This is a genomic window from bacterium (assembly GCA_016716565.1).
In the GTDB taxonomy this organism is placed as follows: Bacteria; Bacteroidota; Ignavibacteria; order Ignavibacteriales; family Ignavibacteriaceae; genus IGN2.
In genome coordinates, this window is the sequence record JADJWC010000004.1 from 81,199 (window position 1) to 106,669 (window position 25,471).

Annotated in this window: 23 protein-coding genes; 17 read left to right on the forward strand and 6 right to left on the reverse strand. The window is 35.7% G+C overall.

Annotation, left to right across the window (positions count from 1 at the left end; genetic code table 11):
* Window positions 1-6: 6 nt before the first annotated feature.
* The 6 genes from IPM14_15715 to IPM14_15740 all read right to left on the reverse strand — a co-directional run bounded on the left by IPM14_15715 (window position 7) and on the right by IPM14_15740 (window position 4,950).
* Window positions 7-684: a glycosyltransferase gene (locus IPM14_15715; protein MBK9099523.1), complete on the reverse strand. Its 678-nt coding sequence runs from the start codon at window positions 682-684 to the stop codon at window positions 7-9.
* Window positions 684-1,127, reverse strand: a complete 444-nt coding sequence (locus tag IPM14_15720; protein ID MBK9099524.1) for a hypothetical protein — start codon at window positions 1,125-1,127, stop codon at window positions 684-686. The genes IPM14_15715 and IPM14_15720 overlap by 1 nt, the downstream gene beginning before the upstream one ends.
* Window positions 1,128-1,146: 19 nt before the next feature.
* The gene (locus tag IPM14_15725) at window positions 1,147-2,106 is read right to left on the reverse strand and encodes a GNAT family N-acetyltransferase (protein MBK9099525.1); all 960 of its coding nucleotides are present in this window, start codon (window positions 2,104-2,106) and stop codon (window positions 1,147-1,149) included.
* 72 nt (window positions 2,107-2,178) lie between these two features.
* Window positions 2,179-3,645 (reverse strand): glycosyltransferase family 39 protein, encoded by a 1,467-nt coding sequence (locus tag IPM14_15730; protein ID MBK9099526.1) that lies wholly within the window; start codon window positions 3,643-3,645, stop codon window positions 2,179-2,181.
* Complete coding sequence (locus IPM14_15735) at window positions 3,632-4,237, reverse strand: hypothetical protein (GenBank protein ID MBK9099527.1); 606 nt, start codon at window positions 4,235-4,237, stop codon at window positions 3,632-3,634. The genes IPM14_15730 and IPM14_15735 overlap by 14 nt, the downstream gene beginning before the upstream one ends.
* A gap of 92 nt (window positions 4,238-4,329) precedes the next feature.
* On the reverse strand, window positions 4,330-4,950 hold the full coding sequence (locus tag IPM14_15740) for a glycosyltransferase family 39 protein (GenBank protein ID MBK9099528.1): 621 nt from the start codon (window positions 4,948-4,950) through the stop codon (window positions 4,330-4,332).
* Window positions 4,951-4,987: 37 nt separating this feature from the next.
* On the opposite strand from IPM14_15740, the gene IPM14_15745 reads away from it, so the two are divergent.
* The 17 genes from IPM14_15745 to IPM14_15825 all read left to right on the forward strand — a co-directional run bounded on the left by IPM14_15745 (window position 4,988) and on the right by IPM14_15825 (window position 25,452).
* Complete coding sequence (locus IPM14_15745) at window positions 4,988-6,127, forward strand: glycerate kinase (protein ID MBK9099529.1); 1,140 nt, start codon at window positions 4,988-4,990, stop codon at window positions 6,125-6,127.
* Between the two features lie 77 nt (window positions 6,128-6,204).
* A complete protein-coding gene (thyA, locus tag IPM14_15750; protein MBK9099530.1) occupies window positions 6,205-7,044 on the forward strand; it encodes a thymidylate synthase in 840 nt (279 codons plus the stop codon).
* A complete protein-coding gene (locus IPM14_15755; protein MBK9099531.1) occupies window positions 7,041-7,535 on the forward strand; it encodes a dihydrofolate reductase in 495 nt (164 codons plus the stop codon). The genes thyA and IPM14_15755 overlap by 4 nt, the downstream gene beginning before the upstream one ends.
* Window positions 7,519-9,369, forward strand: a complete 1,851-nt coding sequence (gene mutL, locus IPM14_15760) for a DNA mismatch repair endonuclease MutL (GenBank protein ID MBK9099532.1) — start codon at window positions 7,519-7,521, stop codon at window positions 9,367-9,369. Before IPM14_15755 ends, mutL begins: the two co-directional genes overlap by 17 nt.
* Window positions 9,370-9,422: 53 nt before the next feature.
* A complete protein-coding gene (locus IPM14_15765) occupies window positions 9,423-11,078 on the forward strand; it encodes a methylmalonyl-CoA mutase family protein (protein ID MBK9099533.1) in 1,656 nt (551 codons plus the stop codon).
* The gene (locus tag IPM14_15770; GenBank protein ID MBK9099534.1) at window positions 11,078-11,980 is read left to right on the forward strand and encodes a decaprenyl-phosphate phosphoribosyltransferase; all 903 of its coding nucleotides are present in this window, start codon (window positions 11,078-11,080) and stop codon (window positions 11,978-11,980) included. The genes IPM14_15765 and IPM14_15770 overlap by 1 nt, the downstream gene beginning before the upstream one ends.
* 44 nt (window positions 11,981-12,024) lie before the next feature.
* Entirely contained in the window at window positions 12,025-13,254 is a 1,230-nt protein-coding gene (locus IPM14_15775; GenBank protein ID MBK9099535.1) for an HlyC/CorC family transporter, read from the forward strand.
* The gene (locus IPM14_15780) at window positions 13,251-13,652 is read left to right on the forward strand and encodes a DUF393 domain-containing protein (GenBank protein MBK9099536.1); all 402 of its coding nucleotides are present in this window, start codon (window positions 13,251-13,253) and stop codon (window positions 13,650-13,652) included. Before IPM14_15775 ends, IPM14_15780 begins: the two co-directional genes overlap by 4 nt.
* Before the next feature lie 143 nt (window positions 13,653-13,795).
* On the forward strand, window positions 13,796-14,359 hold the full coding sequence (gene efp, locus IPM14_15785) for an elongation factor P (protein ID MBK9099537.1): 564 nt from the start codon (window positions 13,796-13,798) through the stop codon (window positions 14,357-14,359).
* Between the two features lie 32 nt (window positions 14,360-14,391).
* Window positions 14,392-15,552 carry a tRNA guanosine(34) transglycosylase Tgt gene (gene tgt, locus IPM14_15790; GenBank protein MBK9099538.1) on the forward strand — a complete coding sequence of 387 codons (1,161 nt, stop codon included), beginning with the start codon at window positions 14,392-14,394 and terminating at the stop codon, window positions 15,550-15,552.
* Window positions 15,553-15,572: 20 nt separating this feature from the next.
* Entirely contained in the window at window positions 15,573-15,860 is a 288-nt protein-coding gene (yajC, locus tag IPM14_15795) for a preprotein translocase subunit YajC (GenBank protein ID MBK9099539.1), read from the forward strand.
* A gap of 146 nt (window positions 15,861-16,006) precedes the next feature.
* Window positions 16,007-17,323, forward strand: a complete 1,317-nt coding sequence (locus IPM14_15800; GenBank protein ID MBK9099540.1) for a nodulation protein NfeD — start codon at window positions 16,007-16,009, stop codon at window positions 17,321-17,323.
* 263 nt (window positions 17,324-17,586) lie between these two features.
* A complete protein-coding gene (locus IPM14_15805; GenBank protein ID MBK9099541.1) occupies window positions 17,587-18,684 on the forward strand; it encodes a hypothetical protein in 1,098 nt (365 codons plus the stop codon).
* A complete protein-coding gene (locus IPM14_15810; GenBank protein MBK9099542.1) occupies window positions 18,654-21,653 on the forward strand; it encodes a response regulator in 3,000 nt (999 codons plus the stop codon). The genes IPM14_15805 and IPM14_15810 overlap by 31 nt, the downstream gene beginning before the upstream one ends.
* 244 nt (window positions 21,654-21,897) lie before the next feature.
* Window positions 21,898-22,230: a hypothetical protein gene (locus tag IPM14_15815; protein MBK9099543.1), complete on the forward strand. Its 333-nt coding sequence runs from the start codon at window positions 21,898-21,900 to the stop codon at window positions 22,228-22,230.
* A gap of 19 nt (window positions 22,231-22,249) precedes the next feature.
* Window positions 22,250-23,821 (forward strand): T9SS type A sorting domain-containing protein, encoded by a 1,572-nt coding sequence (locus IPM14_15820; protein MBK9099544.1) that lies wholly within the window; start codon window positions 22,250-22,252, stop codon window positions 23,819-23,821.
* A gap of 32 nt (window positions 23,822-23,853) precedes the next feature.
* Window positions 23,854-25,452 (forward strand): T9SS type A sorting domain-containing protein, encoded by a 1,599-nt coding sequence (locus tag IPM14_15825; GenBank protein ID MBK9099545.1) that lies wholly within the window; start codon window positions 23,854-23,856, stop codon window positions 25,450-25,452.
* Window positions 25,453-25,471 lie beyond the last annotated feature (19 nt).

Sequence of the window (25,471 nt, forward strand, 5' to 3'; positions counted from 1 at the left end):
AGCATTCTAGTTCTTAAAGGTTTGTAGTAGGTTGGTAACTTCCTTTTCCCAATTCAATTCCTGCGAAGCAATATGGCAGTTTTGCTTCTTACTTTCGTAAAGACTTTCATCCTCGGTCAGCTTTTTTATTGCAGAAATCAATTCGTCTTTATTCTCCAATTCAACTACGTAACCGACATCGTACTTCTCAACAATTTCTTTCATTTGTGGCAGATTGCTGACAATAACCGGAACATCAGCCATTATGTATTCGAAAAGTTTATTTGGAAGTGCGTGATAATAACTAATACTAACATTTTCTATCAAAGATACTCCGATATCAGCAGATGAAGTAATTTTTGGCAGTTCATCCTGTGTTAACTTACCGAGGAAATAAACTTTATTACTGACATTCATTTCAATGGCAAGTTGTCTATAATATTCTTCATATTCACCACCACCGGCAACTACAAAAACATTATCTGTCAATTCATTCAACACTGAAAACACACGTTCTATTCCTCTACCTTTTAGAAGAACTCCCTGATAGAGAATTATTCTTTTTGTCTTATCAATTTGTAATTGTGAACGAAGATCAAGTTGGAGCACAGGTTTATAGTATCTCGGAAGATTTCGCAAAAGGATTAAGTTATTTATCCGAAACTCCTTCTGCAAGAATTCACCATCCATCGGACCCGTTACCATTACAAAATCTGCCCGCTTAATAAATAATTTTCAATCCATTTCCAGAAAGCCTGTTTAAACTTTTTTTCTTTTAATCCTGCTAAGTAACCGAATAGTTCACGCGAGTCATAATAGATTTTTGCACGCTTCAGCTTTCCAAAAATGACAGCAAAAGGAAGTGTGTAAATATCCTCTGCGAAAATAATCGATGCTTTTGTCCTGAGCAGTTTAACTTTCAAATGCCATAAAAATTTCAGATAGAAGGAAAGTGAGAGAAAACCTTTTTTCAGTTTGTAGATTGAAATTGCACCACTAGATTCCTTAAATCCAGCAGTTAGCCAGTCAAAGCCGATAAATTCAACGTCATAATTATTTGCTGAAAGTGTATCGTAAAGATTTTTGCATCGCGTATCATAATTGATGTTGCCGAGGAATGTAATAAGAACTTTTTTATTCGAGCTCATCAATTCAGCTCAACTCGATTTATAATTTTTTACGGAGAGTGTTGCGCATAACAGTCTTCGCATCAAACTTTTCTTTGAAGTCGATAAGATTCATACTTGGTGTCATTGGATTTTCAGCTTTTGTATCTTGCGATACGCCAATATCAACATACTTGTATCCTTTTTCTGTAGACCATTTAACAACCTCGTACATCACACGATGAATTGGTTTTAAATGTTCGTATTCATAAAGAAGCATATTGTAAAAACAAAGCGTCACAATTTGATTCGCAACAAACAAAGACGAACCGGCAATTGGTTTATCCTTGTAATAAACCATGAACAATACAAGGTTATCCGGAAGCAGCTGTGTCAGCTTAATTAAATCTTCAAGTGAGTGAGTTGGCTTTACATTATGTCTGGCTTTATTCTCAACAAGTATAGGATGAAATTCATCGTAACGATTATTAATTTCAACTTTGATGTCGGGATCTTTTAATGTCTTCCTTATATTCCTTCTCACTGTCTGTTGAAATCTTGAAATAATCTCCTCGTTTGGATCAAGTTTTATCGCACTTGAAATGTAATGAAGATCATAGTTAAATCCCTGCCACAGCATTGCGAAATCAAGATTTTCATTTGGATGTCGTTCATAAACACGAGGAGCAGAAGTTAAGAGAAATTCTTTTATTCCTGTTTTCTTTCCGTACTCAATTAATGTTGATACGATATCCATTGCTTCAGCAAACTTCACATCTTTTGTAACAATGGAGCCGTAACTTGCACCAATTGGTGATTCATACAAATCTCCGATTCGAGAACCGGGGAGAAGTGCTACAATATTTCCTTTGTCCAGAAAAATCAGATGGTTGAAATTAAATTTACCGGGTTTATGGTAGTCGAAAAATTTCTGCATATGGAACATCGTACCGTTATTCGACTCAAGTACAAATTGATCCCACTTATCTTTCCATTGCTCGGAGTATTCGATTATTTCCATTCGGTTTAGTAAGTATTAAAAATATATTGCGGTAAATTTACTAAAATGTTTGAAGGAATAATGAGATAAATTTCAGTTTAATTTCTCATAGAAAATAAAGTCATTGAATGAAGCAACTTTTCTATATTGATTCGAATTTAAGATTGAAAAATCAGGTAACGTATACTTTTGCATTTGCAATTCTTCAATATGCTTTTTGTTAAACAGAATCCAATCACTATTTGCTATTTGACTAAAATTAAAATTTTTGCCTGAGATTTTTTTTGAATCAGCATTATAATCGCGAATCAAATCGACGCTGTATTTTGTATAATGGTCGGTGTAAATGGTTTTTGCTGGATTATGTCTGAGAAAAGTTTTTAGTGAATTTAGATTTTCTGTATTAAAAAAGATTTGGTATTCAAAACACATTATTAAGCTTCCAATAATATATATTGCTATCAATCCAGTCTTAATAAGTTTTGAAAAACGATTGATGAAGATAGCTGATAAAATAATCATCGGCATCAGTAATGGATATATATACCAGCTTCTTGCAAGGTCGAGAGGTTTGTATTCAGAGAATGAAGTTGTGAATGCAATGAGTAGAATTGCCATTCCCCATAACCAAAATAATAAAAGGCTGTTCTTCTTATCTCGTAAGCTAAAATAGGTCTGTACCATAGTCACAAGTGGAAGAAACAAATAAAACCTCCGCAAAAAAACTGATTTTATGTTTATCAGGAAAATCTGATCAAATAAATTTCGCAAATAGTTTCTTGAACCTGATAATTTCTGCGCCGTGTATGGAAAGAAATCATAAAAGCTGTATTGGTAATTGAGATTAGTAGTCGTGATCCGATAGAAAAAATCATTGTGCAACAGGAGGTAAACAAATCCTTCAATTAAATAATTTAAGAAAATAAAAATTAGTCCAACTGCAAGCTGAAAATTTATTCTCCTGTTCTTAATAAAGAAGTAGATGATCATAGCGATCATCAGGATTAAAACATAGTATATAGTTTCTTTGAATTGCATTGAGAGAAATAAAGATAATCCTCCTAGAAAAGACAGCAGTTTCTTATTCTCTACGTAGGATTTGAAGAGCAAATAAATTCCAAGATTTATAAAAAAGATATTAATCAAATCAGGAAAACCAATCGAGGCAAAAATTACATCAGTAGGAAAAAACGCAATCAACAAAGCTGACATTAAAGCAATTTCTTTTTTTGCAGTAAAAAGTTCGGCTAGTTTATACGTTAAAAAAATATTAAGAATAGAAAACAGGAATGGGAAGAAGATTGTAGCGAATTCAGTTACTCCGAAAATCATCATTGAAAATGCTGTAAGTCCGATAAATCCCAACCGCAACGGAAAAACAGGATAGCCAAGATAATCGTGCAGAATATCACGGCTGACTAGTGTCTGGCTCAGATACGTATAATAAGCATCATCAGAAAAAATGTGACCTGTAAAGAAAAAAAGTCTGACGAGAATTCCGATAAGAAATACAAAGCTTAATAGTAAAACGTGTCTGGTCCCATTATCAGTTTTTGCCAAGTTTGTTTACTCCGAACTTGAATTTTGTCTGAATATAATATGCTGCAAATGGAAGCAGAAGAATGAACATTGGATATTTGTATCGTGGAGTTCCAACAGTTAACATTAACATCAAAGTAGCGAAAAGGATAAAAAGTAAAATTATCTGAACCAGCTCATTATTATTTTTTTGTCTTAATATTTTGTAAATACCGAACACCATAGCTATTAGCATAAAGTAATAAAACAAATGTGTTATTATTAGGATTGAAAGGTAAAAGATTTTTCCTGTTGTCGTTGTATTCGGTAAAGCTTTTTCAAAATCATTTTCTATGAACAGAATTCTTATCACTCTTAAAAAGTTTGTATCATCAAAACCAAGCAAAGTTGAAATTGAAATATCATCCCATCCGTATGCGTGAAGCAATTTAAGTGGTGCAAGCAAAAGCCATTTGATCGGATTCTCTTTTATCCATTTGAATGCCTGTTCTTTATGAAACTCTCCTTTTTGAATGTAGGTTAATTTATCACTATTCTCGATGTAGCCGCTTTTTCCTGGTTGATGAACAGTTGCATTAAATCCGCCCGTTGCATCGTCATTTGCACCAATCAAAAGATTAACAGGTCCGGTTGTGGATGTAAATTCAAACTGACCAAAATGTGAATATGTGATTGCACCAAAAGTTAAAATGAATATTAAAGTTCCTATATAAACGTAGGAATATTTGGCATAATTTTTTTTTTAATGCTATAAAAAATCTGAACCATAATTAATGCAACAATCAATGCCCAGCCTAAAGGGCGTACAGCAATTGCTGCACCTATAAAAGCCCCTGATAATATGTTAAAGATAATTTTTTTTAATGAAAACAGGTAAATCGAAATACTAATCAAAAATGTGAAGAGAAGTTCAGTGTAATTCTGCAAAACCATTCCCATAGTATTTAAGCATAAAACATATAGTAAAACTAATAGACCTGATGCTTCTTCATTAAAAATCTTCTTTGTTATTTTGTATGTAAAAAATAATTGAGCAAGAACTATTATTATGTTCAGTAAACCAATCATTACAGGTGAATTGTAAATATGTAGAATGAGGACAAGAGTGTTTATGTAAAGAGGAGCTGTAATGTAATCCTCGTACAAGTGTTTGTCTGCCGGATAAAATTCATTCAGCGAAATACATTCCTGCGCAAGTTTGTAGTAATATAATGAGTCGCTTCTGTAAGTTATATTCTTAGTAAAAACAAGAGTTAATTGAATTAAAATATAAATAAGTACAATTAACTTTATCTTTGAAACACTGAATTTAATTAGCTTTTCCATAAACTTGCTCAAATATAAATAAATTGGTTTTTATACTTTGAAAAGAAAAAGAATTTTGATTTCTCCTAATGGTTTTAAAGAGTGTGATGATTCAGTAACCATAGCTGAAACGATGAAATATTATTTGTCTGATATTAAAGATGCTGAACTATTAGTCAGACCTATTTCCGATGGGGGAGATGGTTTCCTGAATGTTTGTAAATATTATTTTGGTGGAGAAATCAGAAATTATAAAATATCAACAGCATACGATGATTCTAGCTTTGAATGTCCGGTTCTCTATTGTCACGAAAGGCGAGAGATTTATATAGAATCAGCAGAAGTACTGGGATTGAAGGTTATACCGAAGCATTTCAGGAATCCCCTAAAACTTTCCTCCAAAGGATTAGGAGAGTTGTTACTCAAAATAAATGAAGAAATTGAGCAGAAAAAAATCAGTGTAAACAAAGTCTTTATTGGAATTGGAGGAACAGCAACAATCGATATGGGAATGGGCATGATGTCTGAATTAGGTCTTACATTGTATGATTCGTCAAATATACTCCTAAACGTGATCCCGGAGAATTATTTAAGTGTTTCCAAATTAGAATACACTCCAATAAAATTGCCTTTTGAAATTATTCCGATAGTTGATGTCGATAATTTACTGATGGGAAACGATAGTGGTATAATGATCTATGGAAAACAAAAAGGTGCAGATGAAATGATGATTTCACTACTTATTAAAGGATTTAATCATCTATTGAATCTATTAAAAAACAATAACTTAGTCTATATTACTCAAAGTTTATCCGGGGCTGGAGGAGGAATCCCGGCTGCGATACAACTTTTTTATGACTCATCAGTGATAAAATCCAAAAATTTTCTAGTGTCAAATCTTGGATTCGCATATCATCTTAATAAAGTTGATTATCTCATCACTGGTGAAGGAGCATATGATATACAAACCGGTTTTGGTAAGGGAGCAGGAATTTTGATTAAATTATTCTATTCAAATATTGAAAAAATCTTCCTTGTCTGTGGGGGGATCAGTAAAGAATCCAGGGAAGAATTACCTGAAAAAATCTATCCTGTTGAATTACAAAGCTTTTTTGAAAATCCTGCAGAATCAATAGCTAATTATAAGTTAGGATTGAAATTAGCTTGTGAGAAAATAAAGGGTGAGCTAAACTTTTAATATTTTATCACATCGTGAAAAATTGCTAAATTAGCATCAAAATCAATATCACTTCTAACTAAAGAATTTATACAAAGATGAAGCAATATCTCGATCTTGTAAAGACTGTAATAGAAAATGGTGTGAGGAAGAAAACTCGTACTGGCGTTGATACAATCTCTTACTTCGGAGCCTTTTACAAAGTAGATCTGAGTGATGGATTTCCATTATTGACAACTAAAAAAATGCAGTGGAAATCATTGCTTCACGAAGTTCTTTGGTATCTATCCGGTGATAACCATATCAGAAATTTGAGGCAGCATACTAAAATTTGGGATGCGTGGGCTGATGAAAACGGAGTTTTGGAAACAGCATACGGATATTACTGGCGGCATTTTCCGAGCGCACAGAAAAATAAGAATGGCGATTGGGTGGTTCGAGAGGTGGATCAGATTCAGTATGTGATTGATGAGATCAGGAGAAATCCAAATAGCAGGCGACTCGTGATTTCAGCATGGGAACCTGGAAACGCAACCACAAGTAAACTTCCGCCGTGTCACTATACATTTGTTTTCAATGTGAACGATGGGAAACTAAATTGTCACCTTACTCAGCGTTCAGGTGATATTGCACTTGGAATACCATTTAATCTGGCAGCTTATTCATTGCTCACTCAGGTGATAGCACAGCAAGTTGAATTAGAACTTGGCCAATTTGCTCATACAATCGTGGATGCTCATATTTACGTCGGTGAAAAGGGAACCGAGACTGAAAGGTATGATCATCTTGAAGGACTGAAAGAACAATTGAAACGGGAACCTCTGCCGCTTCCTCAATTGAAAATTGCTGACAAGCCGATGGATGAATTGAAGTTTGAAGATTTCGAGCTTATAAATTATCAGTATCATGATAAAATCTCTTTTGAGGTTGCTGTTTGAAGTTAATCATCATCGCAGCAATTGCAGAAAATAATGTTATTGGCAAAACTAACGGTGAAATGCCGTGGCATGTTAAGGAAGAGTTTCAGCATTTTAAGCAGACGACTCTGGGCTCACCCGTTATAATGGGAAGAAAGACTTTTGAAACACTTGGTAAACCATTGAAAGGCAGAGAGAATATAATTGTTACGAGAAATAAAAATTTTAAAGTTGAATTTGATGAAACGGTATTAACTCATTCGCTTAATGAAGCGATTGAATATTGTAAATCCAATAAGTATGAGAAAGCTTTTATTATTGGTGGTGGAAATATTTATAAACAGGCTATGTCACTGGCAGATGAAATGATATTATCGTTTATGAAATTTAAAGCTGATGGAGAAGTTACCTTCCCGGAAATAAAGCAAAGCGATTGGGAGATTAAATCAACGGAAGACAGAGAGCAATTTGAAATCAGAAGATATGTGAAAAGGAATGGCAAAGCGAATTAAAATATTGCCCGAGAACATCGCTAGTAAAATTGCAGCCGGTGAAGTTGTACAGCGCCCTGAATCAGTTGTCAAAGAACTTATGGAAAACTCAATTGATGCAGGCGCAAAAACAGTTGAAGTTAGTATAAAACGAGCAGGGAAAAATTTAATTCAGGTATGCGATGACGGAACCGGAATGAGTGAGGAAGATCTGATTCTTTCTGTGCAAAAGCACGCAACGAGTAAGATAGAAGCATTTGAAGATCTTGAAGCAATTAAAACACTCGGATTCCGCGGTGAAGCTTTAAGTTCAATTGCTGCAGTTAGTCAATTCGAAATCAGAAGCGAAACCCGCGAGGAAGAAATTGGAACTGTTCTCAGGAATGATGAAACTGGAAATATCAAAGTCGATAAAGGTTCCTTTCCAAAAGGTACTTGCGTAACAGTAAAAAATCTTTTTTACAATGTTCCTGCAAGAAGAAAATTTCTGAAGACTGATACAACAGAATTCAAACATATTGTTGACACATTCAACCGGATTGCACTTAGTCATTGTCAGATATCATTCAAGTTGTTAAATGGTGTTGATATTGTATTTGATTATCCGGCTGAATCTCTTGAGAATAGAGTTCGACAGGTATTTGGTGAGAATATGCCTGATGCACTGATTCCAGTTGAGGAAAGAACTGAGTTAATAAGTGTTCATGGTTTTGTTGGCAAGCCAAGTCTGCTGAAAAAAACAAAAGGTGAGCAGTATCTTTTTCTGAATTCAAGGTATATTTCAAATAAAAATATAAATCATGCAGTATTCACTGCGTTCGAAAATATTCTTGAAAAAGGTGACTACCCGCTCTTTCTCCTTTTCATAGAGATTGATCCAGAACGGATTGATGTTAATATTCACCCTTCAAAACTTGAAGCAAAGTTTGATGACGAAAAGGATGTTTATAATTTTATTCTTTCTGTTGTAAGAAGAAGTCTGGCCTCTTACGACCTTGTGCCATCAATGGCATTCAGCGAGCATGAATTTTCCGAAGAAAAGCTTGTTGTAAATAAATTCCAACCTGTTCATCATGGCGATTTTTCTGACAGACCTTCAAGAGAAAAATATCAACCTGAAACGAAAAGATATTCCGAAGAAGAAATTGATTTACTCTTTGGTTCAATTACGGATGATGTTGTTTTTAAACCTGGAAACAGACCTGATAATAAGCTGCCAATCGAATTAGAGCAGAAAGAAATTCCACATCAAAAAGCTGATCAAAGCAAGCTGGATCAGAGCGAAGAGTCACCGTTCATCATTCAACTTCATAACAAATATATTTTATCTCAGATAAAATCCGGATTGATGATAATTGATCAGCATGTAGCGCACGAAAGAATTCTTTACGAAAAAGCATTGAACAGACTTGATACTGACATTCCGTTTTCTCAGCAATTACTTTTTCCTAAAAAAGTTAAAACTGATGCTGCAAGAATTGCAATGCTGAAAGAGTTGGAGCCTTATTTAAGCCGGCTTGGTTTTCAAATCAAGTTTCAGGCAAAAGATACAATAAAAATTGAGGGTGTTCCTGACGATGTAAAAAAGGGTAGTGAAGAGCAAGTCCTGTTCGAGTTGCTTGAGGAATATGCTTCAAATGAAAGAGAAAAACATCTTGAACAAAAGGATAATATTGCAAAATCATATTCTTGCAAAACAGCTATAAAGGCTGGTGATAGATTAGATGAAAGGGCAATGAGATTGCTGATTGATCAGCTATTTGCTACAACAATGCCTTATGTTTGTCCACACGGAAGACCAATTGTTATTAAAATATCATTAAATGAGTTTGACAGAAGATTCGGCAGAACTTAAATTTAAGTTTAATAAACAGTTAATTTCCTTATCAAACAAAAGAAAGAAAATTTATGCTTGATAAAAAGTATCTCGAGAAAAGAACAGAGTACGATGAGAAGGTTAAAACTATGAAAACCACCGGAATGAAGTTCACTTCAGTCAGTGGTGAAAAGATTGAACCGCTTTACGGACCGGATGATGTTGAGAACATAAATTATCTGAATGATATTGGATTCCCGGGTGAATATCCTTACACGAGAGGAATACATCCAAATGGGTACAGAGGAAAAATATGGACGATGAGACAGTTTGCTGGCTTCGGGACCCCCGAAGACACAAATGAAAGATATCATTACTTATTGAAAAGAGGACAAACCGGACTTTCAGTTGCGTACGATCTTCCGACACTTATGGGCTGGGATGCTGATTCACCATTGAGCGAAGGTGAAGTTGGAATTTGCGGTGTTGCAGTTTCTTCAATCAAAGATATGGAAATACTATTTGATAAAATTCCTCTCGATAAAGTATCAACTTCAATGACTATCAATTCACCTGCAGCTATGATATTTGCGATGTATCTTGCAGTTGCTCGTGACAGAGGAATCGATTTTAAGGAGCTTCGCGGAACACTTCAGAATGACATTTTAAAAGAATACATCGCACAGAAAGAATATATTTATCCACCAAGACCTTCGATGAGAATAATTACTGATATGATCGAATACTGTACTAACGAAGTTCCGCAATGGAATCCGGTTTCGGTAAGCGGTTATCATATCAGGGAAGCAGGTTCAACTGCTGCTCAAGAATTAGCTTACACACTCGCCGATGGATTTGCTTATATCGAAGCATGCATTGAAAGAGGACTTGATGTCGATGCATTTGCTCCGAGAATTTCTTTTTTCTTCAACTCACATCTTGATTTTTTTGAAGAGATAGCAAAGTACAGAGCCGCACGAAAAATATTTGCAAAAAGAATGAAAGAGAGATACGGTGCAAAGAATCCTCGTTCGTGGTGGATGAGATTTCATACACAGACAGCAGGATGCACTTTAACAGCACAGCAACCCGAAAATAATATTGTAAGAACAGCTTTCCAGGCTTTAGCCGGCGTGCTCGGAGGAACACAATCACTTCATACAAATTCAATGGATGAGACTCTTGCTCTTCCGAGTGAAAAAGCAGTACGTATTGCGTTAAGAACCCAGCAAATCATTGCTTATGAAACAGGAGTAATTAACACTGTCGATCCTCTCGGCGGAAGTTATTACGTTGAAGCATTGACAGACAAAATGGAAAGAGAAGCAAACAAAATCTTTGACCAGATTGATGCTATCGGCGGAGTTATTCCTGCAATTGAGTCCGGATATTTCCAGAAAGAAATTGCTGACGCTGCATACCGGTATCAGCAGGAAGTTGAAAAGAAAGAAAAATTTATCGTTGGTGTAAATGAATTTGTAGAAGAGAATGAAAAAATAGAAATCCCGATACTTACAATTTCTCCTGAAGTTGAAATAGCTCAGAAGAAACGTTTGGCAGATCTAAAGCAGAGCAGAAACCAGCAGGAGGTAGAGAATAGTCTTTCGGAAATTTTGGCTGCGGCTGAAAATGGAAATAACTTAATGCCGATATTTGTAAAAGCCGCACATAATAAAGTTACACTCGGTGAAATGGTCGGAGAACTCAAAAAAGTATTCGGAACTTATGAGGAAGTAGTTGTGTTCTGATGAAACTATTCAAGTTTCTTCGTCTTATCCGTGTTCACCAATGGATAAAAAACGTATTCGTTTTTGTTCCTTTGCTTTTCTCGCTGCATCTGTTTGATAAAGATTATTTCCTGACAACGTTATATGCATTTCTGGTTTTTTGCCTGGCCTCAAGCGCAATATATGTTATCAATGATCTCGTTGATATTGAATCTGACAGAGCACATCCTTTAAAAAAGAACAGACCTCTTCCTTCTGGTGCGATTTCCAAAACAACGGCAATAATTACATCTTCATTATTTCTAGTTTTAGTTTTCTGGATGATGATGTACTTCAACAGAGAATTTATCTTTTTGGTAGTGACGTTTGTGGTGATGAATATTTTGTATTCATTCTGGTTTAAGAACATTGTTTTACTTGATATTTTTTCAATCGCTGCTGGATTTTCGATAAGAGTGCTTGCCGGAGCATTTGTGATTCAGGTACCGATATCAAGCTGGCTTTTGCTGACAACAATGTTTATTTCTTTGTTCCTCGGTGTGATGAAGAGAAGGTCGGAGCTTGTTTTAGTTACCGAAAATAGTAAACAGATTCTTGAAACTGTAGAACAAAAGAGCAGAAAAGTTTTAACACAATACTCGCTTAATTTTGCAGATCAGATGGCAACTGTTGCAGCAACAGGAGTTATCGTTTGTTATGCTCTATATACGGTTGCGCCGAGAACCGTATCAGTTTTTCAAACTGAAAGATTGATCTACACAACACCCTTTGTTGTATTTGGGATTTTTAGATTTATGTATCTTGAATACATCAGCGGAAAAGGAGAAAATACTACAAGAACTCTTGCTACTGATTTGCCCATGATCTTAAATGTTCTGGTATATGCATTCGTTACTGTTTTTATTATTTATAAATTGATATAAAAATTCTAACTACAATCTGAACACGTTTTTTACAAGTTGATTTTATGGAACATCAGATAATATATCTTTTAATTTTACTTGCACTCAGTGCATTCTTTTCAGGGACTGAGCTTGCCTTTGTTGTAGCCAACAAATTGAAAATTGAAGTAAGAGCACGCAAAAAAAATCTTGCTGCATTAAGTGCAAAATATTTTATAAATAGTCCACAAAACTTTTTCTCTACAATTCTAATCGGAAATAATATTGTCAATATTACATACGCTTCATTGGGCGCAGTATTTCTAGCTTCACTTTTTGGATGGGGTGATCTGACAATCCTGATAGTATTATCCGTCGTTTTACTTTTTTTTGGTGAAATTATTCCTAAATATTTTGGCAGAGAGCTTGCCGATAGGATTGTTCTTTTAACTGCTCTTCCGCTTCGTATGGTTTCCTATCTGCTGCTTCCTTTTGTTAAAATCACTTCTGCCATTTCAAATAAAGTTGTTCAGACTTCAAGTCTTAAAACCGATAACCTCTACCACCTTTTTGATAAGGATGATATTAAAGGTCTTGTTAAGGAAAGTGAAATAGCAGGAATAGTTGATAAAAGAGATAGTGTTCTTATCAACAAAGTTATTGAACTTGGTGATCAGAGAGTTTATGAAGCTATGACTCCGAGGACTGAAATTGTTGGGGTTGAAATTACGAGTGATATTAAAGAAGTGTTAACAATTTTTGTTGAATCAGATTTTTCAAAGCTGCCGGTTTATGAAGATAATCTGGATAACATTAAAGGTGTACTTCTTGCAAAAGATCTCTTCAAATCTCCGGCAAGTATCAAAGATATTCTTCGTGAAGTTAGTTTCATTCCGGAGACGAAAAAAAGTTTTGAAGTGCTTAATGATTTTCTAGAAAAAAGAAATTCACTTGCAATAGTCGTGGATGAACACGGCGGAACAGCAGGCATAGTAACACTTGAAGATATTCTCGAAGAATTATTTGGTGAGATTGAGGATGAATTTGATATTCAGGAAGTTATTTGCCGAAGAATCGCAAAAGACACATATATCATCAGCGGTAAAGTTGAAGTTGATCATATAAATGAAAAGTATAATCTTAATTTTGAAGAAGGCGATTACGAGACACTCTCCGGATTTATTACAACTAAGAGCGGAAAAATACCTGCGCCCGGTGAAGTCATCACTGTTGATAACTTCAGCATACAAATAATCCGTGCAACTGTACAGAAAATAGATCTGGTTAAACTTTCTCTTCTCACACCTTCAAATTGAAAAATCAAAAGAAGATAATTCTCTTCGACGGAGTTTGTAATTTTTGCAGTTTCTGGGTGAACTTCGTAATAAAAAGAGATACAAAAGATATTTTCAGATTTGCATCACTTCAATCGGATTTAGCAAAAGAACTGACTCGAAAATTTAATTTTGATAGTTCTACTCTTGATACTTTCATCTTGATTTCTGATGACAAATTGTACACTAAGTCCACAGCGGCGCTTCTTGTAAGTAAAGAACTTAAAAGTCCGGTTAAATTAATTTATCCGCTGATTATCTTCCCAAAATTTGTACGGGATTTATTTTACGACCTGATAGCTAAACATCGGTATAAAATCTTTGGAAGAAGAGATGTCTGTTATATTCCGTCGAATAATGTCAATAAATTTCTCGAATAAAAATTGTTCATCAGAACCAGCAGATTATCAATCATTTATTTAACTCGAGACTAAATTTTTATACGGTAAAAGATCAAAATTCAGTAAATTTGCAGCCATATTTTGTCTGCAAATATCACTAACTATTAAAAGAAAATTTAATTATGGCAATTCAAGCAAATGATATCCGAAAAGGAATGGTAATTCTTTTTGAAGGCGCGCCTTGCAAAGTAATGGAATTCCATCATCATACACCTGGCAACCTTCGGGCGATGGTGCAAACACGGTTGCGTAATCTTATCAGCGGTAATTCATTCGAGCATCGTTTCCGTTCGAATGAATCACTTGAGGTTGTAATTCTGGAAGAACATGAAATGGAATATCTTTATTCGGATGAATCACTTCATCACTTTATGAACACCGAAAATTACGAACAGGTTTCATTAGCAAAAGATGATGTTGGTGATATTGAACAATGGTTCGTAGCTGGGCTGAAAATATATGTCGAGTTTTATAATGGAACCCCAATCGGTGTAGAACTTCCTTCTTCTATGATTTTAGAAGTCGTTGAAACAGAACCTCAAATGAAAGGTGCAACAATTTCAAATCTTAACAAACCAGCAAAGTTAGAGAATGGAGTGATAATTCAGGTGCCGCCTTTTATTACAACAGGAGAACGCATACGTGTTAATCCAAACGAATCGAGATATATTGAACGGGCAAAATGAAATACATTTTATAAACTACCAACCGAGCCAAGTTGCTTAATTTTTCAGTCGTTGCTAAAGATCAAAATTCGAAAGCCAGAGCTGGATTTTTTGAAACTGATCACGGTGTTGTGGAAACTCCAGCATTTATGCCTGTTGGGACTCAAGGAACTGTAAAAGCCGTTAACAAGGATTTTCTTGAGAAAGATATCAACGCACAGATCATTCTTTCAAATACATATCATCTTTATCTTAGACCGGGTACAGAAATACTTGAGAAAGCTGGTGGACTTCACAAATTTATCAACTGGAAGAAACCACTTCTTACTGACAGCGGCGGTTATCAGGTTTATAGTCTTTCGAGTCTCAGAAAATTAAAAGAAGACGGAGTTGAATTCAGATCGCATCTTGATGGTTCTTCACATTTTTTTTCACCTGAAAAAGTAATCCAAATCCAACGAAGCATTGGTTCGGATACAATGATGGTATTGGATGAGTGCACACCGTATCCATGCGACTATGAGTACGCAGATAAATCAACTGAACTCACGAGTAAATGGGCTGTACTCAATAAAGAAGCATTCGAAAATTCAAAACCTTTATATGGTCACAGGCAGTTTCTATTTGGAATTATTCAGGGAAGCACCTATAGAGATTTAAGGGAAAGATCAGCGAAGGACCTTCTGAAATTTGATTTCGATGGGTATGCGATCGGAGGTTTGGCTGTCGGTGAGCCAGCAGAAGTGATGTATGATATCACATTTTTTACAACTGATTTTATGCCTGAAAACAAACCAAGATATTTAATGGGTGTTGGTCGTCCTGAAAATATTCTTGAATCAATCGAGCGCGGAATAGATATGTTCGATTGTGTCATGCCAACACGTAATGCAAGACACGGAGTTCTCTTTACAAGTGAAGGCGTGTTGACTTTAACAAACGCAAAATTTAAAGATGATTTTGAAAAAGTCGATAATAATTGCGATTGCTACACCTGCAAAAATTTTACAAGAGCCTACTTAAGGCATCTGTTTAATGCCGGAGAATTATTAGCTTTGGAGTTAGCAAGTATTCACAATCTGCATTTCTACATATCACTGATTAGTGAATCAAGAAGACAGATACTTGACGGTTCTTTCAAAGAATGGAAAAATAAAACAATAGAAAAAATATCAATCAAAAATAATCCCCGTGAAAACGGGATGGAGGAATAGTGAATCAATTATTATTTGCAATGGCTCCACAAGGTGGTGAAGGCGGCGGCGGTTTAGTAAGTACGCTGATCATGTTCGGAGCTATTTTTCTTATCTTTTATTTTATGATAATCAGACCGCAGCAGAAGCGCGCAAAGGAAAGAGAGAAACTGCTATCGAATCTTGAAAAAGGTGATAAGGTTGTTACCAATGGCGGAATCCATGGAATCATTGCTGGTCTGGAAGAAAAGACAGCGCTTTTACAAATAAGCGAAAACACGAAAATAAAGGTTGAGCGTTCAGCAATAACTACTGTTCTTCCTAAATAAGGAAGAATCAGTTTAGCTTTTATTTTCTTGAATATTTTAACTTGAACTGATAACCCCGGATCAACAACCGGGGTTTTTTATTTTATTCGCTAGAGAACTATTTTTATAGCAGAGTAATTTCTTCAAATTGAAATCAGGGAAACAAATTGAGAACATTCACCAAAATATTTTTATTCGTCCTTCTGATATCTTCACTAATAATTCCCCAGAAGAAAGTATATGTTGCATACATCGAAGGAGATATTGATCTCGGACTTGCGCCTTACATAAGCAGGGTAGTGACCGATGCCGAAAAAGAGGATGCTGAAGCAATCATATTCAAAATAAATACATTCGGCGGAAGGGTTGATGCTGCAACACAGATTAAAGATGCAATTATCAGTACTGATCTTCTTACAATTGCTTTTATCAACAACCGGGCAATTTCTGCGGGTGCATTGATAGCGCTTTCCTGCAAAAAAATTGTTATGGTTCCCGGAAGCTCAATTGGTGCAGCCACTGTTGTTGATCAGACAGGTGAAAAAGTAGGGGAGAAGTATCAATCTTATATGCGTTCTGAGATGCGTTCGACTGCTGAGAAGAATGGTAGGCCAGTAAATATTGCTGAAGGAATGGTTGATGAACGGGTTGTTATTCCCGGACTTGTAGATTCAACCCAGCTTGTTACACTCACTTCTGAAGAAGCATTAGAATACGGAATTGCTGACGCATTGCTTGAACATATTGATGATGTTTATTCACTATTTAATTTGCAGCATGCAGAAAAAATTTCAGAGAAATCCAATTGGGCAGAAGATGTAGTACGCTTCCTGAACAATCCTATCATCTCTTCAATTTTAATAATGATTGGAATATTTGGATTGATCGCAGAAGTTAAATCGCCCGGATGGGGTGTTCCCGGAACTGCGGGAGTGCTTGCACTTGCTCTTTTCTTCGGATCATCTTACATACTTCAGCTTGCATCAGTAATTGAAATATTAATGTTTGTTGTCGGACTTGGATTAATTCTGATCGAAGTTTTTGTAATTCCCGGTTTTGGAGTTGCAGGTATCAGCGGAATTATTTTGATAGTTGCATCATTGTTTTTGTCAATGCTCGGTGCGGATCCATTCCTTGATTTTAATGTGGTGTCAGCGGCAATAATCAAATTAACGATCGGACTGGCAGCAGCGCTGATTTTGATATTCCTGCTCGCAAAGTTTTTGCCAAAGTCAAACTTATTCAAAAAATTTGTTCTCTCTGAAGAAGAAAAAGCTGCTGAAGGATACACTTCCAGAACAAATTATGCAGAACTGTTGGGTGCAGAAGGAGTTGCAATTACAACTTTACGTCCCGCAGGCACAGCAGAAATAAACGGCAAGCGAGTTGATGTTGTCACAGATTCAGAATACATTGAACACGGAAAGCCGATTATCGTCACAGCAGTTGAAGGTATGCGGATTGTTGTGCGGGAGAAGAAGTAAAATCATATTAATTCCAACACACAAAGCGTACTTTTATTCTGCTTTCTAGTATGATTTTATTTTTTTCAAGAGGAAACCTCTTGCAACTTTAATTTTTTCTTAAGAACTTCCGTTTGAGTTAAATAACTATTACTCAAATGAGGGAACCGACCAAATATTGTGTTTTGCTATCTTTGCTCACCTTGTTCTTGTCACATCAGACATTTACTCAAACTAATATCCCGGAAAAAATTCAATTCATACATATTACCAATGAAGATGGTTTGACTGACACTTATATTCAATGTATAGTTCAAGACAAGAAAGGATTTATCTGGATCGGGGTTCAAGAAGGATTATACAGATATGATGGGCAGAAGTTTAAAGTGTTCAGGCATTCGCCAGATGATCCAAATAGTCTGGGCAGAGGTGGAGTATTTGTTTTATGTGAAGATAAATCAGGAGTTCTCTGGATTGCAACAGGCGGAGGCGGATTAAATCGATACAATGCTGATCAGGAGAATTTTACCAGATTCCTCAATCCTGAAGATTCTTCAGCTATGCATAATTTTATTTTAGCACTTTACGAGGATAAATCAGGCACCCTTTGGGCAGGAACACAATACGACGGATTATTTTCATTTGATACTAAAACAGAGAAATCAACTTATTATAAAAATATTCCTGATGATCCCACAAGCGTAAGCGAAAACAGGATCTGGACTTTTTTCGAAGATTCAAGAAATAATCTGTGGGTCGGTACTTTATCCGGCGGGCTGAACAAATTCGATCGGACTACTAAAAAATTTACTCGCTATCTGCATAATCCAAATGATCCCACAAGCATCAGCTTTAATACTATCGCAGGAGTTCGGGAAGATAAATCTGGAAATATATGGATAGCAACATTTGGGGGTGGACTGGACAAGCTTACTTACAAAGATGATAATCAAATTCCTATTTTCGTTCATCATAAATTCGATCCTAAGATTCCTTCCGGTTTAAGCAGCAATTATCTTGTCTTCATTCACATAGATGATAACGATATTCTTTGGCTAGGTACATCCGAGGAAGGACTATGCAGGTCTGTCTCAAGTCTTAATGAAAGTTCAGGATTATCATTCAGATCATACAAACACGATCCTCTTGATAAATTTAGTCTATTGGGGAACTATGTCTCCTGGATTTATCAGGACAAATCCGGATTGCTCTGGATTGCAAACCAGGGCGAAGGGCTGAATATTTTAATACAAAGCAGAGACAGTTCAAACTTTATAGTCATAAACCGGATGATTCCAATTCTCTCAGCAGCAACAATGTTACTGCAATCTGTGAAGATAAATCCGGAGTGTTGTGGATTGGAACTTACGATAAAGGATTAAATCAATGGAATAGAACAACAAATAAGTTTACTCATTATCAGCACAATCCAAACGATCCTAATAGTATAAGCGATAACCGTATAACGGATATTCATGAGGATAAATCAGGTGATTTGTGGGTAGCAACATATTTTGGAGGGTTGAACAAGTTTGATAGAAAAACAGAAAAATTCTATTCATATAGATATGATCCATCTGACCCGAATAGTATCAGTGAAGATATAGTAATAAGCATTGCCGAAGATCCATCAGGAATTTTATGGGTTGGAACACCGGACAATGGATTACATAAGTTTGATAAAGACAAAGGAATCTTTACTTACATTAAGTATAAACTTGATCACCCTGGTGATTTTAGCTCGACTTATGCTGCTAACTTGTTTGTGGATAGAATCGGATTGCTCTGGGTAAGTGCGCGGCTTGACGGAATATTTTCATACGATTATTGGAAAAACAAATTTGTTCATTATGAAAATGATCCTAAGAATGCAAATAGTCTGGGCAGTAACTCGGTAAACTTAATCTATCAAGATAAATTTGGTAATTATTGGTTTGGATTATTGGATGGTGGTTTGGATAAATTTGATAAAGAGAATAGCAAGTTCAAACATTACACAGTTAAAGATGGTTTACCCGGAAATTATATTTATAGCATTTTAGAAGATAGTCAGGGTAACCTTTGGATTAGTACAAATAATGGACTTTCAAAGTTAAATCCTCAACATAATACTTTTAGAAACTTTGATACTGAAGATGGACTTCCAGGTAACGCATTATGGTCGGGATCTAAAACCAAAGCCGGTGAGTTTGTTTATGGTTGCAGCAGCGGATTTATATTTTTTCATCCAGATAGTATTAAAGAAAATATCAGTACTCCACCAGTATATATAACTGGCTTTTCATTATTTAACAAACCTGTTCCAATTGGTTATGACAGCCTCAGCGGACGGACAATACTAACCAAATCTATTATTGAATGTGATGAACTCAAACTGAATTATGACGATAAAGTTTTTTCTTTCGAGCTTGCTGCTCTGGATTTTTATTCACCTGAAAACAACAGATATGCTTACATTATGGAAGGATTTGACAAAGATTGGACTTATACTGACCTAACCCAAAGCTCAGTAACTTACACTAACTTAGATCCGGGAGAATATTTTTTCAGAGTCAAAGTATCTGACAATTACGGTAATTGGAATGAATCTGGTGCATCAATAAAAATTATTATACTTCCTCCCTGGTGGCAAACCGCCTGGGCATATCTCTTCTATATTTTATTTATTGTGAGTGCCGTTTATATCATCTGGAAAGCGCAGCTTAGAAGAATTAGGACCAGGCAAGAATATGAAATGAGTAAATTTGAAGCACAAAAACTGCACGAAGTCGACGAGTTGAAGTCCAGGTTCTTTACTAATATCTCTCACGAATTCAGAACTCCTCTTACACTAATTCTTGGTCCTGCCAAACAAATATTTGAAAAAGTAAAAGATGAAAAAATAAAGTCCGAGATAAGTATGATTCACAGAAACGCAAGGAAATTGCTCGGACTTGTAAACCAGCTGCTTGATATCTCAAAGCTCGAATCCGGAAATATGAAGCTTCAGACAAGTCCTCAAAACATAGTATCATTATTGGAGGCATTGCTGCTGTCATTTACTTCTTATGCTGAGAGAAAAAGAATTACTTTGAAGTTCAATTCAGTTGAGGATGAAATAATTGTTTACCTTGACAAAGATAAGATTGAAAAGATTGTTACTAACATTCTTTCGAATGCGTTCAAGTTTACTGCAGATGGTGGAAGCGTTGAGACAAATGTTAGTCGGAATGAAAATTACATTGATATTTCAATCAGTGATACTGGTATTGGAATTCCAAAAGAAAAGATGTCAAAGATATTTGATCGTTTCTACCAATTGGATGGAAGTCACACAAGAGAACAGGAAGGCACGGGAATAGGATTAGCATTAACTAAGGAACTAGTTGAACTTCACAAAGGAAAGATTGATGTTCAAAGCGAAGAAGGAAAAGGAGCAACTTTTATAGTGAAAATTCCTCTGGGCAAAGAGCACTTAAAACCCGAAGAGATAAGCGAAGTAGATCAAGAGCAAGAGTATGAAAAAGAGGAAGAAAGACGGAATTACTATGAGGAAACTGAAAACAAATCTGAACAAAGGATTGACATTGAGTTCTTAGGAAAAGAAGAACTTCAGTTGTTACTTATAGTGGACGATAACTCCGACGTGAGAAATTACATTAAAGAAAATTTGAATAATGAATACAGAGTTCTGGAAGCAGTAGACGGTGAAGATGGATGGAACAAATCCATTGAACAGATACCTGATTTAATTGTGAGTGATGTGATGATGCCGAAAATAGATGGATTTAAGCTGTGTGAAAAACTGAAGACTGATGAGAGAACCAGTCATATCCCAGTAATTCTTCTTACAGCAAAAGCGGCGAAGGAAGATAAACTAACTGGCTATGAAACCGGTGCCGATGAATATTTAATGAAACCGTTTGAACCAGATGAGCTAAGAGCGAGGATAAAAAATCTAATTGAACAGAGAAAGAGACTTCACCAGCATTTTCAAAAAGAAGGATTTTTTGAATTAAACCAGACAAAGATTACACCAGTTGATAAAAAGTTTTTACAGCAAGCATATAGTATCATTTCTCAGAATATTTCGAATGAATCGTTCAGCGTGGAAGTATTTGCAGAGAATCTATCTGTAAGTAAGTCACTACTACATAAAAAAATAGTTACATTAACCGGTGAATCACCTGTTGAATTTATAAGAAGAATAAGGCTCAACAGAGCAGCGAAACTTATTGAAAATAAATTCGGAAATCTTTCAGAAATAGCACTGGAAGTCGGTTTTAACAATCCATCCTACTTCGCCGAATGTTTTAAGAAACAATTTGGTATCCCGCCCTCGCAATACCATAAGAATAATAGAGCATCGTAGATGTTTAATAATTGTAATTCAAAATCTACCAGCTGAAAAATAGATCCTCGTAGAGGATCAATAATGCAATTTCAACCTAAAAATTACTAACTGTTGCCAATCACCAAATTCATTTTCTTGCGAATTACAGAAAAGTGATAGTTTTTTGGAGATTTGTGGTAGATAATCGCCACCCTCGAATATTATAATATATCCTGAAATTAACTTTTTGTTTATATGTCTCAGGAAGAAAAACAAAATTTCAATGTACGGTCATTTAAATAATTCACTTATAAACGAATTTGAACCATCTGAGTTCTACCTGAGCCAGAATTACCCAAATCCATTTAAAGAGAGAACAGTAATTAAATATTGTGTGGCTTTTAGAGCAAGAGTGATATTGACTGTATTTGATACTGAGGGTAAAGAGATAGAAAAACTTGTTGATGAAGAACAAAATCCCGGCACATACGAAATAGAATTTGATGCTTCCACTTGTCATCCCTGCGAAAGCAGGGATCCAAATGGAAATACATACTACTGCCGTCTTATAGCTGGCGATTATAAATGTGAAAAGAAAATGTCTTTACAAAAATAATTTATAAATGAGGTATGAAATGAAATTATTTATACAAACTTTGTTTTTCTTTTTGATAGCAGCACAAATTTGTTTTGGGCAGTGGATACCAGTTGGACTTAGTGGACAAGGCATAAAAGATATAGCCGTTCAAGACTCAAATATATTTGCAGTTACTGCAGATGGTGGAGAAGTGTATCGCTCTAATGATAAAGGAATGAATTGGACACTAATTGTTGATTCTAATGCAGTTGATATTGCGATATCTCCATCAGGAAAAGTGTTTATGATAAAAGATACATTAGATGATTATTGGTCATATTCAACTCTATTTTTTTCAACTGATAACGGAGATACATGGGTTCAATCCGATATTGTGGAACAATTAGTAGACTCTATTCCGACTGGATGGAGTTGGCCAAGAAACATCACAATAAATCCTTCTGGAATAGTTTTCTGTGGAATAATTACGGGTGGGTCTTTTGCTGGTCAATCTGCTTTAGCAAAATCAACTGATGACGGATTAAACTGGAGTACACCTGGCATGGAAGTTAGAGGTGGAAACATATTCGCCTTTAAAGAGCCTTACGTGCTGACGGTAGGATCAGGTTGGTTTGGCTGCGCGCATGGGGATTATTTGTACTTATCATCAGATTATGGAAGCAATTGGAATTTTTTAGGATATCCCCCTGGACCTATGACGAACTCTCTCGGTCTTTTCTCAAATGGCAATATTCTCATTGGAGTATGGAACTGGAACGGGGCTGGGCAGAGAGACATTTTAATTTCCACAAATAATTGTATCAGTTGGACGTATATATGTACAATTAATTGCCAAGTTGGTCTTTCTTTTCAAAGTGAGTTCTCAGAAGGTATGTTAATTGGCACAGATAGTTTGGGTGTATTTCTGTTTTCCGATGAAGGTGATAGTTTGGGTTCGAGGAATGATGGCTTAACAAATCTTAATGTTCAGGCACTAACTCTCGCCAACAACGGTTACGTATATGCAGGTACGGATAATGGTGTATGGAGAAGACCACTATTTGAAATAATTCCTGTCGAACTCGCTTCATTTACCGCAACTTCAAATGGTAATGAAGTAATACTCAACTGGTCAACTGCAACGGAAACTAACAACCAGGGGTTTGAAATTCAAAGAAGTACTGACTCTAAAGAGTTTTTCACAGTTGGATTTGTGAATGGTCACGGAACAACCACCGAGCAACACAACTACACTTATTTGGATAAGAATTTAGAAAACAGGAAATACTACTATAGATTAAAACAAGTTGATTTCAACGGTACTTATGAGTACTCAGATGTAGTAGAAGTAGAGTGGAGAGCATTTACTTCATACCTGCTTGAACAGAATTATCCGAATCCATTCAATCCATCAACAGTGTTCAGTTATCAGTTACCAGTAAGCAGTGATGTAACATTAAAAGTATTTGATGTTATGGGAAATGAAATTGCAACATTAGTAAACGAAGAAAAACCAGCAGGCACTTATGAGATAACTTGGTATGCGGAGAACTTATCGAGCGGAGTTTATTTCTATCAACTAAAAGCAAGCAATTATATCGAAACAAAAAAAATGTTGTTATTGAAGTAAATTTTTTATCAATCCATAACTAGGAGGATGAGATGAAAAAAATAATGTACTCACTGTTTTTCTTTTTGCTCACCACACAAATTTGTTTTGGGCAGTGGATACCAGTTGGACTTAGTGGACAAGGCATAAAAGATATAGCCGTTCAAGACTCAAATATATTTGCAGTTACTGCAGTTAGTGGAGAAGTGTATCGCTCTAATGATAAAGGAATGAATTGGACACTAATTGTTGATTCTAATGCAGTTGATATTGCGATATCTCCATCAGGAAAAGTGTTTATGATAAAAGATACATTACATGATTATTGGTCATATTCAACTCTATTTTTTTCAACTGATAACGGAGACACATGGATTCAATCCGACATTGTGGAGCAATTAGTAGACTCCATTCCGACTGGATGGAGTTGGCCAAGAAACATCACAATAAATCCTTCTGGAATAGTTTTCTGTGGAATAATTACGGGTGGGTCTTTTACTGGTCAATCTGCTTTAGCAAAATCAACTGATGACGGATTAAACTGGAGTACACCTGGCATGGAAGTTAGAGGTGGAAACATATTCGCCTCTAAAGAGCCTTACGTGTTGACGGTAGGATCAAGTTGGTTTGGCTGCGCGTATGGGGATTATTTGTACTTATCATCAGATTATGGATGCACTTGGAATTTTTTAGGATATCCCCCTGGACCTATGACGAACTCTCTCGGTCTTTTCTCAAATGGCAAAATTCTCGTTGGAGTATGGAACGGGAGCGGGACTGGGCAGAGAGACATTTTAATTTCTACAAATAATTGTATCAGTTGGACGTATATATGTTCAATTAATTGTCAAGTTGGTCTTTCCTGGTCGATTGGATTTTCAGAAGGAATGTTAGTTGGTACTGAAGATGCGGGCGTATTCCTCTTTTCTGATGAAGGAGACAGTCTAGGTTTATGGAATGAAGGATTAAACTATTCGTGGGAAGTGTTGACGCTAAGCTCAGATAATAATGGGTACGCTTATCTCGGGCAAGGAGCAAATATAATGTTTGGTTCAGGCGGTGTTTGGCGAAGACCGCTTTCTGAAATTATTCCTGTCGAACTCACATCATTCACTGCAACATCAAATGGCAAAGAGGTTTTTCTCAAATGGTCAACTGCAACGGAGACAAACAACCAAGGATTTGAGATTCTTCGCTTCGCTCAGAATGACAACGAATGGAAAACAATTGGATTTGTTCCAGGTTTTGGAACCACAACAGAACCTAAATCTTATAGCTATACAGATTCAAAAGTCTCGACGGGAAAATATACTTACCGCCTAAAGCAAAAAGACTTGGACGGAAGTTTTCAATTCTCACCGGAAACCGAAGTAGAAATCTCTGCACCGTTATTATTCTCGCTTGAACAAAACTACCCGAATCCATTCAACCCAACAACCAGTATTCAGTATTCAGTAAGCAGTGAGCAATATGTAACTCTCGTTGTTTACGATGTACTTGGTAACGAAATAGAAATTTTAGTTAACGAAGAAAAACCGGTAGGAACTTATGAAGTAACCTGGTATGCAGAACAACTACCAAGTGGAGTTTATTTCTATCGGTTGAAAGCTGGAGAATATTCTGCAGTTAAAAAAATGACTTTAATAAAATAAAATATTACCAAGGAGGATG

Coding starts and splice junctions, on each gene's coding strand:
- IPM14_15715 (MBK9099523.1), bottom strand. CDS start 684: ATGGTAACGGGTCCGATGGATGGTGAATTCTTGCAGAAGGAGTTTCGG.
- IPM14_15720 (MBK9099524.1), bottom strand. CDS start 1,127: ATGAGCTCGAATAAAAAAGTTCTTATTACATTCCTCGGCAACATCAAT.
- IPM14_15725 (MBK9099525.1), bottom strand. CDS start 2,106: ATGGAAATAATCGAATACTCCGAGCAATGGAAAGATAAGTGGGATCAA.
- IPM14_15740 (MBK9099528.1), bottom strand. CDS start 4,950: ATGGAAAAGCTAATTAAATTCAGTGTTTCAAAGATAAAGTTAATTGTA.
- thyA (MBK9099530.1), top strand. CDS start 6,205: ATGAAGCAATATCTCGATCTTGTAAAGACTGTAATAGAAAATGGTGTG.
- mutL (MBK9099532.1), top strand. CDS start 7,519: ATGGCAAAGCGAATTAAAATATTGCCCGAGAACATCGCTAGTAAAATT.
- IPM14_15765 (MBK9099533.1), top strand. CDS start 9,423: ATGCTTGATAAAAAGTATCTCGAGAAAAGAACAGAGTACGATGAGAAG.
- IPM14_15770 (MBK9099534.1), top strand. CDS start 11,078: ATGAAACTATTCAAGTTTCTTCGTCTTATCCGTGTTCACCAATGGATA.
- IPM14_15775 (MBK9099535.1), top strand. CDS start 12,025: ATGGAACATCAGATAATATATCTTTTAATTTTACTTGCACTCAGTGCA.
- efp (MBK9099537.1), top strand. CDS start 13,796: ATGGCAATTCAAGCAAATGATATCCGAAAAGGAATGGTAATTCTTTTT.
- yajC (MBK9099539.1), top strand. CDS start 15,573: ATGGCTCCACAAGGTGGTGAAGGCGGCGGCGGTTTAGTAAGTACGCTG.
- IPM14_15815 (MBK9099543.1), top strand. CDS start 21,898: ATGTACGGTCATTTAAATAATTCACTTATAAACGAATTTGAACCATCT.
- IPM14_15820 (MBK9099544.1), top strand. CDS start 22,250: ATGAAATTATTTATACAAACTTTGTTTTTCTTTTTGATAGCAGCACAA.
- IPM14_15825 (MBK9099545.1), top strand. CDS start 23,854: ATGAAAAAAATAATGTACTCACTGTTTTTCTTTTTGCTCACCACACAA.